Below are 17070 nucleotides of genomic sequence, written 5' to 3' on the forward strand. Positions count from 1 at the left end.
GCAGAAAGCAAAAAACCCAACCTTACGGTTGGGTTTTTTAGAATTTGGTCGGTGATAGAGGATGATTCGCCACTGCGTGGCTCGCCCTGCGGGCCGTTGCTAAAGCAACGTTCTCTCGCTTCGCTCGAGTCGAACCTCCCTGCCCCCGGAGGTTCTCATCCTCTTTTCGGGCGCAGAAAGCAAAAAACCCAACCTTACGGTTGGGTTTTTTAGAATTTGGTCGGTGATAGAGGATTCGAACCTCCGACCCCTTCGTCCCGAACGAAGTGCGCTACCAGGCTGCGCCAATCACCGAATGCGGGGCGCATCTTACTGCCGCCGACATGCCCCGTCAATCCCTTAAGGTAAAAAAGCTAACTGACTGGTGATAAAGCCATCAAGAGGCTTACTTCGCCGCCTGTGCTGGCAAATGGCACCAGTTATTGTTCTCGTTAATCCCACCGTTCGGCGAGGTATAACCCAGACAACCCATAATGGAGTCATACAGCTCAACGTGGCGGCGCGGGGTTTTATCCGCCGCTTGCTGCTTGAGCTGCGCGAACATCTGCGCTTTCTGCGGATCCTCAAGGTACTTATCCGACATCCACACCATCATCGGTACGCGGAACTGCTCCGGCGGGGCCATTTTGCGTGGCGTGCCGTGCAGATGCTGCTTCTCGTTTATGGATTCACCGTGGTCGGCGGCATAGAAGACGATCGCTTTGCGGTCGCGCACTTTATCAATCACCGTATCGATAAAGGAATCCACATAGGAGACCGAGTTATCGAAGGAGTTAATCAGCTCTTCCTTACTGCATTTATCATCCACGCCCACGCATTCCGGCGTCCACTTCGCAAAGCTGCGCGGATAGCGCTGGGTGTAGTTAAAGTGCGAACCCTTGGTATGCAACACAATCATATGCTTACCGCTGGTGCGGCCCAGCGAACGCTGCATTTCATTGATAAGCAGCATGTCATCGACGCTTTTACCCCGGTTGCCCGGCTCAGCGCCAATCTGCTCGCGATAGGCGATGTTGTCGGCCATAGTGTTGCTGTAGAACCACATCTCACTCTGCATGGCGTACAAATCGCTGGAAAAGCCCAGCTGTTTTAACACCGCAAAGACGTTTTGCTCTTTCAGCGTACGCTGTGGGTTATCTTCCACCCCGCCTTCGCGCACGAACATACAGCGCAGGGAGAGTTTGGTCGCGGTATCGCAAGAATAACCGCGGAACGCTACCAGATTTTTCTCCTGCGCCAGTTTCGGCGTGGTATCGCGGGAGTAACCTAATAATCCCATATGATCCCAACGCGTGGTTTCGCCGATAATAAACACCATCAGCGTATCGTCGATATCTTTCGGCGCGACATAGGTAAATTTTTTCGCCGGATTAATCAGCGATTTGTAATCAGAAGATTCATCTACCTGCGCCCAGGCATACAGGCCCAGCGCCGATAGCCAGTTTGACGGTAAATAGGAGTTTGCTACCACGCCGCCGTAGCTTGGCATATCAACATTCGAGGTGCGCTCGGAGGTTTTTTGATGCATATCGAGCAGGCGAATCGGCCCCCAGACCATTAAGCCCGCCAGCAGCACCACGCCGACGCTGCGAATGCGCGCGCCCGGCGTACTTAGCTGGCGCAGCAGGGTGTCACGACAGCGGTTATTCCAGATGGAGAGCAGCGGCAGCGCGCTTAACAGCGCCACCCACGCGATAAGCTGCCAGCCCACCACCTCTTTAGAGAGATCGATATCCGTGGTCATCACCGAGGCAATAATGCCGTAGCCAATCACCACGTTAAGAAACGTCATGTAATAACTGGCAGCGGCGGAGAAAATAACCACCAGCGACGCCAGCACGCGCCAAACCCGGCGGCCAAGCAACGACAATACGCGCAGCAAAAAGAAGGTTACCAGAACCGTACCAATGAGTTCGACAGCCGCAGAGAGTCCTTTCAACACGGTGAACGCTTGCGCAAAGCCGTCGAACCGACGGTAGAACACAGCGCTATTCATAAACAGACCGATATAGATCGCCAACAGAAAGCTCAGCTTCTGCTGGGTCATCGCTTTGATATAAGTCATGCAAGCAACTCTGAAGAAAGTAAAAAGCACCGGGCGAGGCGTGAATAAAGAACGTCCGCAGGGTGAGATGTCGCGAAGGAAGTCTTTCCCGGAAACTTCTGAAGCGCGCTAAGTAGACCATAGCGAGAACGAAAAGTGTCATCCGGAAGTGCTAACCGGCCATATATTTACAAAAAAATATGGCCGGCATCAGAAAAAAGTCACCAAAGTGCGCTATCAGGAGGTGATCACATTCAATTTCACATCGATATTGCCGCGGGTGGCATTTGAATAAGGGCAAACGATGTGCGCTTTCTGCACCAGCGCTTCTGCTTCCTGGTGATCCATACCTGGCAGGTGAATATCCAGCTGCGCTTCAATACCAAAACCGGTCGGTAGCGGACCAATGCCAACCTGCCCTTCAATCCAGGCTTCCTGCGGCACTTTCTTTTTCTCGACCGACGCGACATGTTTCAGCGCACCGAGGAAACAGGCGGAGTAACCTGCGGCGAAGAGTTGCTCCGGGTTGGTCACTTCGCCACCGGCACCGCCCATCTCTTTAGGTACGCCAAGTTTGACATCAAGCACGCCATCAGAGGAGGTCGCACGACCATCGCGGCCGCCGGTTGCTTTTGCCTTCGCACGATAAACCACTTTTTCTAAAGACATTTAAGACTCCTTTTGTCGGTATAACCTGACCAATAAGGATAGTCGCTCTGAGGGCAATGTGCGGAAGATAGCCAAAAACCGCCGATTTTTCGGCGGCTTCTGAATGCGTAAGTTTCAGGCGTGGGCTTGTTGATAAACCTGACGCTGCGGCTGGCGAATCGTGGTGGAGAGCGCCAGAGAGACGATAAGCAGGGCGAAGATAACGCAGAAGGTGACATAAAAGCCGCCGAACAGCGAAGCGATAATCGAACCGCAGATACTGCCGATACCGAAGCCGAGATAAATCACACCGTAATTTTTCGCCAGATTATTCAGACCAAAGAACTCACTGACCAGCGACGGGAAGACGGTAATGGTGCCGCCAAAGTTAAAGGCAATGCAGGCAATCGCGGCGAAAAAGGTCACGGCGTTGAGCGGGGCGAAAAGCAGTGCCGCCATGCCGACCAGCGAAATAAGCTGCCCCAAAGTTATCACGCGGATACGGGACATTTTGTCCGACAGCACGCCCAGCACCAGCCGACCGCTCAGGTTAGCGATGGCAATTACGGTGACGGCGTTTGCCGCTGTCGCCACGTCAAGATGCACCATACCCTGGGCGATATCTTTCGCGACACCAATCACATACAGGCCGCTCATGCAGGCGGTCAGGAACATCACCGCCAGCATCCAGTACTGGGGTTTACGCATCGACTGCGCCAGCGTGAAGTCATTTTCCACCACGCCATTCACCGTCGAGACTTTTTGCAGCGGCGCATCGGTCATCAACATCGCGCCAAAGACAATCATCACCAGCACCATCGCGCCCCAAATCATAAAGGTCTTTTCCAGACCGACGCTTGCCAGCAGCTGGCTGTCGATAAATTTAAAACCGAGGCTGCCAAGGCCATAAGCCCCGATAGAAAACGCGGAAATCAGACCCTTGCGCTCCGGGAACCATTTCACACAGTTGGAGAGGGTCAGCAAGTAGCCTGCGCCATCCGCCAGACCGACCAGCACACCGGCGCTCAGCCACAACATCATCAAATTATTAGAGTGCGCGGTCAGGAAGAACCCCAGCCCCAGCAGCACGCCGGAAGCGATGGTGACGCGTTTAACACCAAAACGTTCCTGTAATTTCCCCGCCACGGAGGATGAAAGCGCCAAACCCAGACTGAGCAGGCCGAAGGAGAAAGCGACCTGACTTACCGGCTCGCCCAGCTTCTGCGCCAGCGCGCTATTAAACAAACTCCAGGTGTAAACGGACCCTAATGCAAATTGCGTAATAATGGTGCCGAACAGTGTCAGCCAGCGTGTGCGATAAGCAAATGATGTATTCATGGCAGTCGTCCTGCAGAGAAAAGAGGGAAATCACTGCCGACAACGATAACGAAGCGCATTTCATGCCGGGGTAAATAAGGCATGAAATGCGCGAGAGAAGGAATGAACTGCACTTATTACGGAATGAATGGCGCGGGAATATATTCCCCTTTGTAACCGCCACAGTAAGTTAGTACATACTATCAGCGAAAAACCCGTGCTTATTGTTTCTCACTTGTAAAAAGTTTGTTTTAAATAAGCCTTAGAAACGCGCGCTGACGCCCATGCTATAAAGGTAATTCTGCCCATAGGTGGTATTTTCTGACTGCGAAAACGCCGCATACGCCGCCATATGAGAATTAAGCAGCATATCCGCACCCAGCGTGACATCCATCCAGTTTCCATATTGGTTGGCGGCGGTCAGGCGATAAAGCCCGGACTGGCTTTTCCACACATTTTCGCCAAATTGTTGATTGAAGCTAATTTGCGCCCACGGACGGAGACCGCCCAGCCGGCTATCCACGCGCCAGCCCAGCGAGCTGACGCTGGCGTGCCACAGGGGATCGCTGTAATGCACATTGGTCGCGCTATCGCCATATTCGTTATACATTGAGGTCGTTGAGCCATCGTAATGCCATACCGCGACCGGGCCGGTAGTGATATTGCTGGTAAGGGGAATATTCCAGCCAATGCTCATGGTGCTAATAGCATCCAGCGGCGTTTCATCGGGCAGATTAAAGGCCACGCCGGGGGAATTTTGCGTCGAGCGAATGCGTTCTTCGAGAATATCGTTATAACGCGGTTGCCGATCGCTATCCCAGATATAGCGTTCGGTAGTCGCAGTAACAGGGTCATTTCCAATATATTCTTGTTGCCACGCCGCCGCTGTCTGACAAAAAAACAGACAAGCAGGCAGCAGCGCCAGAGTGCAGCCACTGCGGATTATGTTCATCAATTTGCGACTCCAGAGAAGAGCCGAATTCGGCGTAATTGTTATCGTTGTTTATTGGAGCTATGCCCCTCTACTAAATATTGTCTTTCTAAGGCGCGCGTCAAGATGGGCAGACATTTATTTTACTTATTATTGACGGAGTAAGGGTATGCAGCGTTGTGGTTGGGTTAGTCAGGATCCGCTTTACCTCGCTTACCATGATTCTGAATGGGGCGTGGTGCAAAAAGACGGTAAAAAGCTGTTCGAAATGATCTGCCTCGAGGGGCAACAGGCAGGGTTATCCTGGATAACCGTGTTAAAAAAGCGCGAGAACTATCGCCAGGCCTTTCACCAGTTTGATCCTGAGCGCGTAGCGGCAATGACCGCCGACGACGTGGAAAGGCTGATGCAGGACGCCGGGATTATTCGCCATCGCGGCAAAATTGAGGCCATTATCGCTAATGCCCGCGCCTTTATGGCGATGGAACAAAACGGCGAGCCGTTTACCGACTTTGTCTGGCAGTTTGTCGATAACACTCCGCAGATAACCACGGCGGCAACGCATGGGGAGATCCCAACCACAACGGCCGCATCGGAAGCGTTATCAAAGGCGCTGAAAAAACGCGGCTTCAAATTTGTCGGCGCCACCATTTGCTACTCCTTTATGCAGGCCTGCGGACTGGTTAACGATCATATTACCGGCTGCTTTTGCCATCCGGGGGAAAAGGCATGATTCGTGGGTGGCGTAACAAAAATGTGTCGCCGCTGCTGTCGCTGTGGATGGAGAGCACCCGCTTTGCCCATCCGTTTATTGATGTGCGTTACTGGCAGGAGAGCGAAGCGCTGGTGCGCGACGATTATCTGCCGATGGCAAAAACCTGGGTCTGGGAAGCGCACGGCGAGCTACAGGGTTTTATCAGCGTGATGGATGAGCAGTTTATCGGCGCGCTGTTTGTACGCCCTGCTGCGATTGGTCAAGGAATTGGCAAAGCGCTGATGGAACATGTCAAACAGCGCTATAGCCGGCTCAGCCTCGAGGTGTATCAGAAAAACCTGCGGGCGGTGAATTTCTACCACGCGCAGGGCTTTCGTATTGAGGGTAGCGCCTGGCAGGAGGAAACTCTCCACCCGACGTGGATCATGAACTGGCGGGCGGATCAAACGCCGTTAGCGTAAGGGCCGGGCCCTGATATTTCTCCACCCACGCAAGGGCCGTATTTCCGGCGCAGCCATTGCCCAGCCGCGAGCTGGGGAGATCTTTGGTCAGCACATTCACCGCGCCGTTTTTACAGATACCGCCCGCCGCGCTATCCAAATCAGGCCATGCGCCTTCATGCAGGCAGATGACGCCGGGCTTAATCCCTGCACTGACCACCGCGCCCGCCAGCACCTGTCCGCGCTGATTCCACACCCGCACCACATCACCGGCGACAATCCCGCGCGCCTGTGCATCCATAGGATGCAGCGTGATGGGTTCGCGACCGGCGACGGCGTATGCTTCGCGCAGGCGGCTGTAGTTAAGCTGACTGTGCAAGCGATGCGCCGGATGGGCCGATAAAAGCTGCAGCTGCTCCGGCTGCGCATTACCGTGCCACTCATCAGGCTCCAGCCACATTGGATGCGGCGGGCAATCGGCATAGCCAAAGCTTTTGATGCGATCAGAGAAGATTTCAATTTTACCGCTCGGCGTTTTCAACGGATGGCCTTGCGGATCGCGACGGAAGTCCGCATAGCGTATAAAGCGCGCATTCTCTTCGCTTTCCGGCATCTCAATCAGCTGATTGGCCTGCCAGAATTCGGCGAACGGCGGCAGCGTTACCTGCTGGCTGGCGCCGCGCTCGGCGGCAATATTGTAAAAGGTTTCCAGCCACTGCAGGTCGCTTTTCCCTTCGGTGAAACGCGCACGCCCGCCGGTTTCCCAGCGTTCACTCAGCTCGGCGAAAATCTCCCAGTCGTCGCGCGCTTCATATTGCGGCGCAACCACCTGCTTCATCGGCACCAGATGCTGGTTGCTGTAATCGCCGGTCATCGTCAGATCGTTACGCTCAAACGAGGTGGTTGCCGGTAATACGATATCCGCGTGTTTTGCCGCCGCCGTCCAGAAGCACTCCGAAATTACCACCAGCTCCGGTTTTTGCCAGGCGCGAATCAGCCGGTTGGTATCCTGATGATGCGTAAAGTTTGCCCCACCCGCCCACCAGACAAACCGGATATCCGGGAAGTGGCGATCCATACCGTTGTGCTGGTACGCGCCGCCGGGGTTTTCCAGCGCTTCGACGATGCGCGCAACGGGGATTTTATCGACCGCGTCAGTGCCGCCTTTCACCGTGCCCTGCATTGAGGCCAGCACCGCCGCGCGACGCGTCGGATTACCGCCGTTGGCAAAATGGTACGAAAGGCCAAAACCGCCGCCGGGCGTACCAATCTGCCCGAGCATCGCCGCCAGCGTAACCAGCATCCAGTGTTTTTGCTCGCCATACTGTTGGCGCTGCATCCCCCAGCCGGACATCAACATCGTGCTATTTTCATGAAAGATGTGCGCCAGTTGGCGAATTTTATCCGCCTTAATGCCGCAAATCTCCGCCGCCCACTCGGCGGTTTTCGCCACGCCGTCGCTTTCGCCCGTCAGATAGCGCGAAAATATTTCATAACCCACGGTACAGCGGGAGAGGAAATCCTCATCCTGCCAGCCGTTTTCCACCAGCGTATGGGCGATACCGAGCATCAGCGCCACGTCGGTTCCCATATGCGGGGCGATCCACTCGATGCTGTCGCCAAAGAAATCGACGGTTTCCGATCGCATCGGATCGATACAGATCACCCGCTTGCCGCTTTTGCGCAGCGCATCAAACCAGGCAATGCCCTGCTCATCGCTGGCGTTCCAGGCAATTTTCAGCGTATTAAGAGGGTTCGCGCTCCACAGCACCACGACATCGCTATGTTCGAGAATCATCGGCCAGCTGGTCTGCTGCTGATAAACTTCATTGCCGCCCACCACATGGGGCATGATGGCCTGCGCCGCACCGGTGGAGTAATCGCCTAAATGGCCGGTATAACCACCGGCGAGGCTCATATAACGTTGCAGCAAGGTCGCCGCTTTATGCAGCACGCCATTGGATCGCCAGCCATACGAACCGGCAAAAATGGAGGCCGGGCCATAGGTTTGACGAATGCGTTGATGCTGCTGATGAATAAGATCGAGGGCTTCGTCCCAGCTGACGCGAACAAACTCATCCTGGCCGCGTACCCCTTGCGGGCTGTGCGGCGAGGCGAGAAAACCTTTGCGCACCATCGGATAGCGCACCCGCGCCGGGCTGTGCACCTGATCCTGCACCACCGTTTGCAGGGAATTAAGATGACGGGACGGCAGCGCGCCGCGCGATGCGAGGACGTTTTTACCGTCGGTGTCGACCAGCATCGGTCCCCAGTGGGCCGCCGTAAGAATCGTTTTGATTGCCGAGTTTGCCAACGCGCGCTCCTGAATAGCTTGCAGATGATGTTTTTGTTTTGCGCTCTATCATCCACAGCGGCGGCATAATCGCAAATTTAAACGTCATTACGCTCACAGTCAGAGGGATAAGCCGCGCTTAGTGCTTGATTGCGCGCCGTTTCGCGCTAAGGTGTGGACAACCATTCACGGCGAGGGAAGCAACCATGGCGAAAACGGCGCGGCCAACCATTAGTGATGTCGCGAAGGCGGCAAAAACGGGCAAAACCAGTATCTCACGCTATCTGAATGGTGAAAAACATCTGCTTTCCGCCGCGCTGCTGGCGCGCATTGAGCAGGCGATTGCCGAACTCGATTACCGTCCAAGCCTGATGGCGCGTGGGCTAAAGCGCGGACGTACCCGCCTGATTGGCCTGATTATCGCTGATATCACCAATCCCTATTCGGTGCATGTGCTGAGCGGCATCGAAGCCGCCTGTCGCGAAAAGGGCTTTACCCCATTGGTCTGTAATACCAATAACGAAGTCGATCAGGAGCTGCATTATCTCGACCTGCTGCGCAGCTATCAGGTGGAAGGTATTGTGGTGAACGCGGTCGGTATGCGCGAAGAGGGGCTCAACCGCCTGCAACAATCCTCCCTGCCGATGGTGCTGATTGACCGCAAAATTCCCGATTTTGCCTGCGACGTGGTCGGGCTGGATAACACCCAGGCAGCGACCACCGCCACCGAACATCTGATTGAACAAGGGTTTGAAGCGATACTGTTTCTCAGTGAACCGCTGGGATCGGTAAATACCCGCCGCGAGCGGCTGGCTGCCTTTCGCGCGACCCTTGCCCGCTATCCCGGCATGGTGGCGGAAAACGCCGAAGTTGTGCTGCATGAAGCCGCGCAGCTCGATAACGCGCTGCGCCAGTTCCATTCTCGCCACCGGGGAATGCGCAAAGCGGTGATCTCCGCCAACGGCGCGCTCACCCTGCAGGTGGCGCGCTCCCTTAAACGCATCGGGCTGAACTGGGGCAGCGATATCGGCCTGCTCGGTTTTGATGAACTGGAGTGGGCGGAACTGGCGGGCCCAGGTATTACCACCCTCAAACAACCGACGTGGCAAATTGGTTTTGCCGCCGTTGAACAGGTGGTACGGCGCATTGAAGGCCAGAGCAACACCGTGCGCGAGCAGGTTTTTTCCGGTGAACTGATCGTCCGCGGCTCGACGGCACGCTAAATAAGCTTCGTGATGATGATCATAATTTCGGCACGGTAAACTTTTCTTTGGAACCGGTTCCATCTAGCGTTAATGATATTCGCAACCGATATCACCGCCGGGGAATTGATTCATGCCAGCAAAAATTATCGTTGTCACTGCCGCCTACGGCCACGCGCAAATCGAGGCGCTGGGCGGGCAACTGGCGCTGCTGCCGATCGTTGCCGAAGCCGGGGCCGACGGCGTAGAGATCCGCCGTGAGCTGTTAAATGAAGAAGCCTTAAAGCATCTGCCCTCGCTGGCCTCCGCTATCGATTTGCATAACCTGCAGGCTTGCTACTCCGCGCCTGAAGCGCTGTTTCAGGAAGACGGTACGTTAAACCCGCGCTTACCGGCCCTGCTGCTGGAAGCGCAGGCGCTGAAAGCCCTGTGGCTCAAAGTCTCCCTCGGTCATTTTACTCAACACAGTCATCTTGAAACCTTGCGCGGCTGGCTGGCGGCAAGTCCGGTGCCGCTGGTTGTGGAAAATGATCAGACGTCGTGCGGCAAACTCGCGCCGATGCTGCGTTTTAACGCCGCCTGCCACACCCTGGCGCTGCCGGTGAGCCTGACTTTCGACACCGGTAACTGGCTGTGGGTGGGCGAGCAGCCCGAAGAGGCCGCGCGCCAGTTAGCCCCGGCGGTCAGTTATATCCATGTTAAAGCCGCCGTTGCTCACGGTGACGGTTTCCGCGCCGTGCCGCCGGACGCTGCCGATAGCCGCTGGCTGGCGCTGCTGAAAGACTTACCCGCCGATGTGCCGCGCGGTATTGAATTTCCGCTGGAAGGTGAGGATCTGACCGACGTCACCCGCCATTACGTTAACTTGTTACGCGAGGAGGCTCCTTATGCATAAGGCGCTGGATGTCATCACCATTGGCGAAGCGATGGCGATGTTTGTCGCTAGCGAAACCGGCGATCTGGCCGATGTCGGGCAGTTTATTAAGCGGGCGGCGGGAGCGGAGCTAAATGTCGCTACCGGGCTGGCGCGCCTTGGTTTTCAGGTCAGTTGGGTCAGCCGCGTGGGCGACGACAGCTTTGGCCGCTTCATCCTCAATACGCTGCGTAATGAAAATATCAGTACGGCGGGTGTGACGATTGATACCCGTTACAGAACCGGTTTTCAGCTGAAATCTAAAACCGAAGATGGAACCGATCCCATCGTCGAGTATTTCCGTAAAGGTTCGGCAGCCAGCTACCTGTCAACGGAAGATTTTCACGCCGGGCTGTTCAGCGAGGCGCGCCATCTGCATTTAAGCGGCGTGGCCGCCGCGCTTTCCGCGTCCTCCTATGGGCTGCTGGAACACGCGGCGCAGAACATGAAATCCCACGGCAAAACCATTTCCTTTGATCCCAATCTGCGCCCGGTGCTGTGGAGCAGCGAAGCGGAGATGATCGACAAGCTCAACCGTCTCGCCTTTCAGGCCGACTGGGTTCTGCCGGGGTTAAAAGAGGGAATGATCCTGACGGGTGAACAAACCGCCGAAGGCATTGCCGATTTTTATCTGCAACGCGGTGTCCAGGCGGTAGTGATTAAAACCGGTGCCGATGGTGCCTGGTTTAAGAGTACTAACGGCGAACAGGGGAACGTTGCGCCGGTCGCCGTCGAGCATGTTGTCGATACGGTCGGTGCCGGGGACGGTTTCGCCGTCGGGGTGATAAGCGCCCTGCTGGAAGGAAAAACCTTGCCCGACGCGGTGCGGCGCGGCAATGCCATCGGCGCACGAGCTATTCAGGTGCCGGGCGACAGCGAAGGATTGCCAACACGCGCGGAGCTGGGCGCGCTATAACGCCGCGCTTCGCCAAATAATAGAATGCCGCGCTGTACCCTACATGCAGGCGGTTAACAACCTCAACCACAGAGGCAACCTTATGAACGCCACAAATCCGACAAAACGCTGGCTGTATATCATGCCCATCGTGTTCATTACTTACAGCCTGGCCTATCTCGATCGCGCCAACTTCAGTTTCGCCTCTGCGGCGGGCATTAATGAAGATTTAGGCATCACCAAAGGCGTCTCCTCCCTGTTAGGCGCGCTGTTCTTCCTCGGCTACTTTTTCTTCCAGATCCCCGGAGCGGTTTACGCCGAAAGACGCAGCGTACGCAAGCTTATCTTTATCTGCCTAATTCTGTGGGGCGGCTGCGCCTCATTAACTGGCGTCGTGAGTAATATCCCGATGCTGGCCGCCATCCGCTTTATTCTTGGCGTGGTGGAAGCCGCCGTCATGCCCGCGATGCTTATCTATATCAGCAACTGGTTTACCAAATCCGAACGCTCGCGCGCCAACACCTTCCTGATCCTCGGCAATCCGGTGACGGTGCTGTGGATGTCCATCGTTTCCGGTTATTTGATCCAATCCTTCGGCTGGCGCGAGATGTTTATTATCGAGGGTATTCCGGCGGTGATTTGGGCCTTCTGCTGGTGGGTGCTGGTAAAAGACAAACCGAGCCAGGCGAACTGGCTGTCGCAAGAAGAGAAAACCGCGCTGCAAACGCAGTTGGATAAAGAGCAGCAGGGAATTAAAGCCGTACGCAACTACAGCGAGGCGTTCCGTTCCCGCAATGTGGTGCTGCTGTGCCTGCAATATTTCGCCTGGAGTATTGGCGTGTATGGTTTTGTACTGTGGCTGCCGTCGATTATTCGCAGCGGCGGTGAGAATCTGGGCATGGTAGAAGTGGGCTGGCTCTCCGCCGTGCCTTACCTGGCGGCAACGATAGCAATGATCCTTGCGTCCTGGGCTTCCGATAAGCTGCAAAACCGCAAACTGTTTGTCTGGCCGCTGCTGCTGATTGGCGCTTTTGCCTTTATTGGCTCATGGGCGGTCGGGGCGAACCATTTCTGGATTTCCTATTCACTGCTGGTGATTGCCGGTGCGGCGATGTACGCGCCTTACGGGCCTTTCTTCGCCATTATTCCTGAAATGCTGCCGCGTAATGTCGCGGGCGGCGCGATGGCCCTGATTAATAGCATGGGCGCGCTCGGCTCGTTTTGCGGCTCGTGGGTGGTGGGCTATCTCAATGGCGCAACGGGCAGCCCGGCAGCTTCGTACATTTTCATGGGGGTAGCGCTTTTCGCCTCCGTATGGCTTACTTTAATCGTTAAGCCTGCTAACAATAAGCAGATTTCGGCAGGCGCACCATCACAAGGGAAAATCGCATGAAGCCATCCATCATCTTGTATAAAGCCTTGCCCGATGACCTGTTACAGCGTCTGCAAGACCATTTTAACGTCACCCGCGTCGAGAACTTAAAGCCGGAAACGGTGCAGCAGCACGCTGAGGTCTTTGCCAGTGCGCAAGGGCTGCTGGGTTCCAGCGAAACCGTTGATAGCGCGCTGCTGGAGAAGATGCCGGCGCTTCGCGCCACGTCGACCATTTCGGTAGGCTATGACAACTTTGATGTCGATGCGCTGAACGCACGCAAAATCTTACTGATGCATACGCCGACGGTACTGACGGAAACCGTCGCCGATACGATGATGGCGCTGGTGCTCAGCAGCGCACGCCGGGTAGTTGAAGTGGCGGAACGGGTGAAAGCGGGCGAATGGAAATCCGGCATTGGCGCAGACTGGTTCGGCATCGATGTGCACCATAAAACGATGGGCATTATTGGTATGGGCCGTATTGGTCTTGCGCTGGCGCAGCGCGCGCATTTCGGCTTCGGCATGCCGATTCTCTACAATGCGCGCCGTCATCACGCCGAGGCGGAAGAGCGCTTCCAGGCACGCTATTGCGATTTAGACACGCTGCTAAAAGAGTCTGATTTTGTCTGCCTGGTGCTGCCGCTGACGGAAGAGACTCACCATCTGATCGGTAAGAAGCAGTTCGAATTAATGAAAAAGTCAGCCATTTTTATTAACGCCGGGCGCGGCCCGGTGGTCGATGAAGCGGCGCTGATAGAGGCTCTGCAAAGCGGCGAGATCCACGCCGCCGGGCTGGATGTGTTTGAAAAAGAGCCGGTGGCGGTAGATTCGCCGTTGCTGTCGCTGCCGAATGTGGTGGCGCTGCCGCATATCGGTTCTGCGACCCATGAAACTCGCTACAACATGGCCGCCTGCGCTGTCGATAACCTGATTGACGCCCTAAACGGCAAGGTTGAGAAGAACTGCGTTAACCCGCAAATTTTGCGCTAAATCCGGCGCAATAAAAAAGAGGCGAACCTGTCGCCTCTTTTTTTGCCCGCACCAGATTACTGCTGGGTGGCGGAAACCGTTGCGGTCCAGGCCTGGGTAAACGCCTGATGCTGCGCCGCCAGCGGCCCAATCAGCGCATTATACTGGCTGGCCTGCTGGGAGGTCGGGAACTGAATACCGTTCGCGACAAAGCTCACCTGCGTGCCCTGCTGGGCAATAAAATCGCCCACCTGCACCAGCTGCTGCGTGAAGACCTGTGCCGCCGGAATCAGCGGTTGCAGCGCATTCGCCGGATTGGTCACCACTTTGGTATAGATCTGATCGAAGACCGGTTTTAAATCGTCAGCCTGTTTTAACGCCGCACGTGAGGTATCCGCCTGCATTTTGGCGTTTTGCAGCTGCTGGCTCAGCACCCCCAGCGAACCATTGGCCTGGCGAAGCGGTTCACGCTGCGTCATATAATCCTGCGGTACGCGGATGGCGTTAACGCTGTCCACTACCGGGCGCAGACCGGAATCCATCGCCTGGTTAACCTGCTGGGAATAGCCATAGATAATGGCGTAGTCAGAGACAAACGGGCCAAACTGTTTTTTCTGATCTGCCGTCAGCGCGGGCAGGCGTTCGCTGCTGCGCATTGCCGTATTTTGCAGGAAATCGATAAACGCCTTGCGCTGATCGCCCTCTTTATCAAAACACCCACTCAGGCTAACTACCATTAATAACGCCGCAAGAGACGCGAACCAGCGAGAGCAGGACTTTCCTGTCGCCATTTTGTTACTCCTTTCACCCAAAAATCGCATACCGGCACACGCGTGCCTGAAGGCTTACAAGGATAGTCCAGGTCAGGCTCGCAAGATACCCCTGCGATGCATTCTTAACTTCACTAATCCGACCTGGCATGAAATTTTCCGCGAAGCGGTTCAGATAATTCTTAATCGATAATTTTGCATTAGGTTTACAAAAATATACTAAATATTCTCACTCTGATAATTATCAACTAATTAAGCGCAAAGAAAGTGCCAAAAGGTATATTTCATGCACATCAATAAACCTTTACCAGGCGATTAGTCACTGCCGCAACTACACACCAGGAATTTTCACGACTATTCTTAACGAGCTGTATCACGATCCCGCTGTGTGATTTTACGAGGAGTTCTCAATGGAGTACAAAGATCCACAATTTGAACTGCTGAGCAGTCTGGAACAGATTGTTTTTAAAAATAACGTAACGCAGCCGGTAACCCTTAGCAAAAAGCCGAATTCTTTTAGTGACTTTGAACAATTGCGACGTGGAACCGGGCTGAAAATAGATGACTTCGCGCGCGCGATGGGCGTCTCCGTTTCTATGGTGTACGAATGGGAATCACAACGTATAAAACCCACCGCTACCGAAATGAAACTGATGCGACTTATTCATGCGAACCCGACGCTCAGTAAGCAGTTAATTGATTAAACCGTTTGCTACCCCCGTCATCCGGGGGTTTATGCTCTTCTTATTCCTCTTCGCAAAGCCAACCTTCTTCCCGCCATACCAAACTATGCGTAAGTTTTAATCCCTCAAGAAACGCCTCATCGTGAGAAACCACCAATATTGCGCCCGGAAACGAGGCCAACGCCGCTTCAATAGCCTGGGTTGATGCCAGATCGAGATGATTTGTCGGCTCATCCAGCAACAGCAACTGTGTTGCGTCACGCCGCCATAGCACACAAGCAAGTGCCGCTTTTAAGCGCTCGCCGCCGCTCAGAGCCGCCAGGGGGAGCGTAATTTTGTCTGCACTCAGCTGCAGCTGCGCCAGACGGCTGCGCAACATGCCCTCTTCTAAAGGCGTATCGCCGAGATTAAGGTGCGCCATAACGGATAATGAGAGATCGAGCTGCGTTAAGTGCTGATCGAGGTACGCACAGGTCACCGACAGCTGGCAGCGCCCGGCACGCGGTGCCCGCTCACCCAACACAACTTTCAGCAGCGTCGATTTACCGCAGCCGTTTGGCCCGCGCACCGCAACGCGCATAGGGCCATCCAGCCGCCAGCTAAAGGGCGGGAGCGCGCTATGGGGTAGACAGAGTTCTTCCATCACCAGCACCTGTTTGCCCTCGGGTAACCGGCTGCCGGGCAGCGTAAACAGGATTGGAGCTTCATCCTCTACCCGTTCCCGCGCCTGGTTCACGGCGCTGTTCAGAGTCTCATTCTGCTCGCGATGCTGCTGTCGCCAGCTGCCAGGCCGCTCTTTGGCAGCCCCTTTGTATTTCACCCGTTCAAACGACGCAATATTTAACGAATCGACCGTGCGCAGGGTATGCGCCGAGCGCCGCTGGCTGGCATCATGCTCTTTCTGCATCCGGCTGCGGGCGCGGCGACGTTCATTGGCGGCGTGCTCAAGCATTGCCCGTGCGGCGAGCTGCTCCGCATCGCGCTGCTGCTGATAATCCGCATAATTGCCGCCGTAGCTGCGCAAGCCGCCGGGAGCGAGTTCAAGGATGCGCGGCATTTGTGCCAGTAGTTCACGATCGTGAGTCGCTACCAGCGCGCCGCCGTTTCGCCGCGCCAGCCAGGAGTAAAACCAGATGCGTCCCTGCCTGTCGAGATGATTGGTGGGTTCATCAAGCAGTAAATAGTCCGCATCGGCGATAAACGCCCCGCAGAGCAAGGCCCGCGCGCGCTCTCCGCCGCTCAGCGTGGCGGCGGGTGTATTCGGGTCGAACGCGGGCAGTCCGGCGTCCGCAAAAGCCGCCGCCAGCCGCTCCGCAAGATCCCAGTGACCTTCAAGCTTGTCGAGATCCTCCGGCTGGTATTCACCCTGCTCCACGCGCCGGCGGACGGCAAAAATATCGCCATAGCCCAGCAGTTGCGCGAGGGTTGTCTGTGCCGCGACGTCATGCTGCTGCGCCACATAAACCATTGAGCCGGCACGTTCGATATGACCGCTGGCGGGCGCTGCCAGCCCGGCGAGCAGACGCAGTAATTGTGTTTTGCCCGCGCCGTTGCGCCCCACCAGACCGCAAAGGGACGGTTCAAGGGCAAGATTTAGCGGGCCAAAAAGGGTCTCGCCCGACGGGAGCTGACAGGTGAGTTGATGCAAAATAAAGGCGGGGATACGGGCACAATGAGCCATAAGCACTCCTGAATGAAATCAAAAATGTCCCTGCGGCTGCCTGAGCAGTGAGCAAGGATGAGGATTCATCAGTCGTGTTTGTTCATTTTTAGCGTGCACTCCGGTGCGACGAGACGTTCGTCGCTGCAAAGAATAGAGGCATTATTGCGCCTCTTCAAGGTTAAATTTTCACCGCTTCATCGCAACAGGCTAATT

Annotated in this window: 15 protein-coding genes, 1 tRNA gene and 1 other RNA gene; 8 read left to right on the plus strand and 9 right to left on the minus strand. The window is 55.5% G+C overall.

Annotation, left to right across the window (positions count from 1 at the left end; all coding sequences use genetic code 11):
* Positions 1-45 precede the first annotated feature (45 nt).
* The 6 genes from RW65_RS21430 to RW65_RS16465 form a co-directional block, all read right to left on the minus strand.
* Positions 46-179: non-coding RNA, RtT sRNA (locus tag RW65_RS21430), on the minus strand.
* A gap of 38 nt (positions 180-217) precedes the next feature.
* Positions 218-294 (minus strand) — tRNA-Pro (locus RW65_RS16445).
* Between the two features lie 91 nt (positions 295-385).
* A complete protein-coding gene (eptB, locus tag RW65_RS16450; protein WP_039057882.1) occupies positions 386-2065 on the minus strand; it encodes a kdo(2)-lipid A phosphoethanolamine 7''-transferase in 1680 nt (559 codons plus the stop codon).
* Between the two features lie 216 nt (positions 2066-2281).
* On the minus strand, positions 2282-2713 hold the full coding sequence (locus tag RW65_RS16455) for an organic hydroperoxide resistance protein (RefSeq protein WP_039057883.1): 432 nt from the start codon (positions 2711-2713) through the stop codon (positions 2282-2284).
* A gap of 114 nt (positions 2714-2827) precedes the next feature.
* Entirely contained in the window at positions 2828-4030 is a 1203-nt protein-coding gene (locus RW65_RS16460) for an L-lactate MFS transporter (RefSeq protein ID WP_039057885.1), read from the minus strand.
* Positions 4031-4271: 241 nt separating this feature from the next.
* Positions 4272-4961 carry an autotransporter domain-containing protein gene (locus RW65_RS16465; RefSeq protein ID WP_039057886.1) on the minus strand — a complete coding sequence of 230 codons (690 nt, stop codon included), beginning with the start codon at positions 4959-4961 and terminating at the stop codon, positions 4272-4274.
* 148 nt (positions 4962-5109) lie between these two features.
* On the opposite strand from RW65_RS16465, the gene tag reads away from it, so the two are divergent.
* Both tag and RW65_RS16475 read left to right on the plus strand, forming a co-directional pair.
* Complete coding sequence (gene tag, locus RW65_RS16470; RefSeq protein ID WP_039057887.1) at positions 5110-5673, plus strand: DNA-3-methyladenine glycosylase I; 564 nt, start codon at positions 5110-5112, stop codon at positions 5671-5673.
* On the plus strand, positions 5670-6116 hold the full coding sequence (locus RW65_RS16475; RefSeq protein ID WP_039057888.1) for an N-acetyltransferase: 447 nt from the start codon (positions 5670-5672) through the stop codon (positions 6114-6116). The genes tag and RW65_RS16475 overlap by 4 nt, the downstream gene beginning before the upstream one ends.
* Here the strand turns inward: RW65_RS16475 and RW65_RS16480 are convergent.
* Entirely contained in the window at positions 6079-8358 is a 2280-nt protein-coding gene (locus tag RW65_RS16480) for a molybdopterin guanine dinucleotide-containing S/N-oxide reductase (protein WP_052250338.1), read from the minus strand. The genes RW65_RS16475 and RW65_RS16480 overlap by 38 nt on opposite strands.
* A gap of 236 nt (positions 8359-8594) precedes the next feature.
* Between RW65_RS16480 and RW65_RS16485 the strand changes: the two genes are divergently transcribed.
* The 5 genes from RW65_RS16485 to ghrB all read left to right on the plus strand — a co-directional run bounded on the left by RW65_RS16485 (position 8595) and on the right by ghrB (position 13762).
* Entirely contained in the window at positions 8595-9611 is a 1017-nt protein-coding gene (locus RW65_RS16485) for a LacI family DNA-binding transcriptional regulator (protein WP_039057890.1), read from the plus strand.
* 112 nt (positions 9612-9723) lie between these two features.
* Positions 9724-10485 carry a sugar phosphate isomerase/epimerase family protein gene (locus RW65_RS16490; RefSeq protein WP_039057891.1) on the plus strand — a complete coding sequence of 254 codons (762 nt, stop codon included), beginning with the start codon at positions 9724-9726 and terminating at the stop codon, positions 10483-10485.
* Positions 10478-11419, plus strand: a complete 942-nt coding sequence (locus tag RW65_RS16495; protein WP_039057892.1) for a sugar kinase — start codon at positions 10478-10480, stop codon at positions 11417-11419. The genes RW65_RS16490 and RW65_RS16495 overlap by 8 nt, the downstream gene beginning before the upstream one ends.
* Before the next feature lie 82 nt (positions 11420-11501).
* On the plus strand, positions 11502-12791 hold the full coding sequence (locus tag RW65_RS16500) for an MFS transporter (RefSeq protein ID WP_039057893.1): 1290 nt from the start codon (positions 11502-11504) through the stop codon (positions 12789-12791).
* On the plus strand, positions 12788-13762 hold the full coding sequence (gene ghrB, locus RW65_RS16505; RefSeq protein WP_039057894.1) for a glyoxylate/hydroxypyruvate reductase GhrB: 975 nt from the start codon (positions 12788-12790) through the stop codon (positions 13760-13762). The genes RW65_RS16500 and ghrB overlap by 4 nt, the downstream gene beginning before the upstream one ends.
* A 56-nt stretch (positions 13763-13818) precedes the next feature.
* Here the strand turns inward: ghrB and RW65_RS16510 are convergent, their stop codons facing one another.
* On the minus strand, positions 13819-14532 hold the full coding sequence (locus RW65_RS16510) for a DUF3053 domain-containing protein (protein ID WP_039057895.1): 714 nt from the start codon (positions 14530-14532) through the stop codon (positions 13819-13821).
* 389 nt (positions 14533-14921) lie between these two features.
* On the opposite strand from RW65_RS16510, the gene RW65_RS16515 reads away from it, so the two are divergent.
* Positions 14922-15215 (plus strand): HTH-type transcriptional regulator, encoded by a 294-nt coding sequence (locus RW65_RS16515; protein WP_039057896.1) that lies wholly within the window; start codon positions 14922-14924, stop codon positions 15213-15215.
* A 40-nt stretch (positions 15216-15255) separates the two neighbouring features.
* Here RW65_RS16515 and RW65_RS16520 read toward each other — a convergent pair whose 3' ends face one another.
* Entirely contained in the window at positions 15256-16875 is a 1620-nt protein-coding gene (locus RW65_RS16520; RefSeq protein ID WP_039057897.1) for an ABC-F family ATP-binding cassette domain-containing protein, read from the minus strand.
* Positions 16876-17070 lie beyond the last annotated feature (195 nt).

The sequence above is a fragment of the Enterobacter sp. Bisph1 genome (assembly GCF_000814905.1).
In the GTDB taxonomy this organism is placed as follows: domain Bacteria; phylum Pseudomonadota; class Gammaproteobacteria; order Enterobacterales; family Enterobacteriaceae; genus Kosakonia.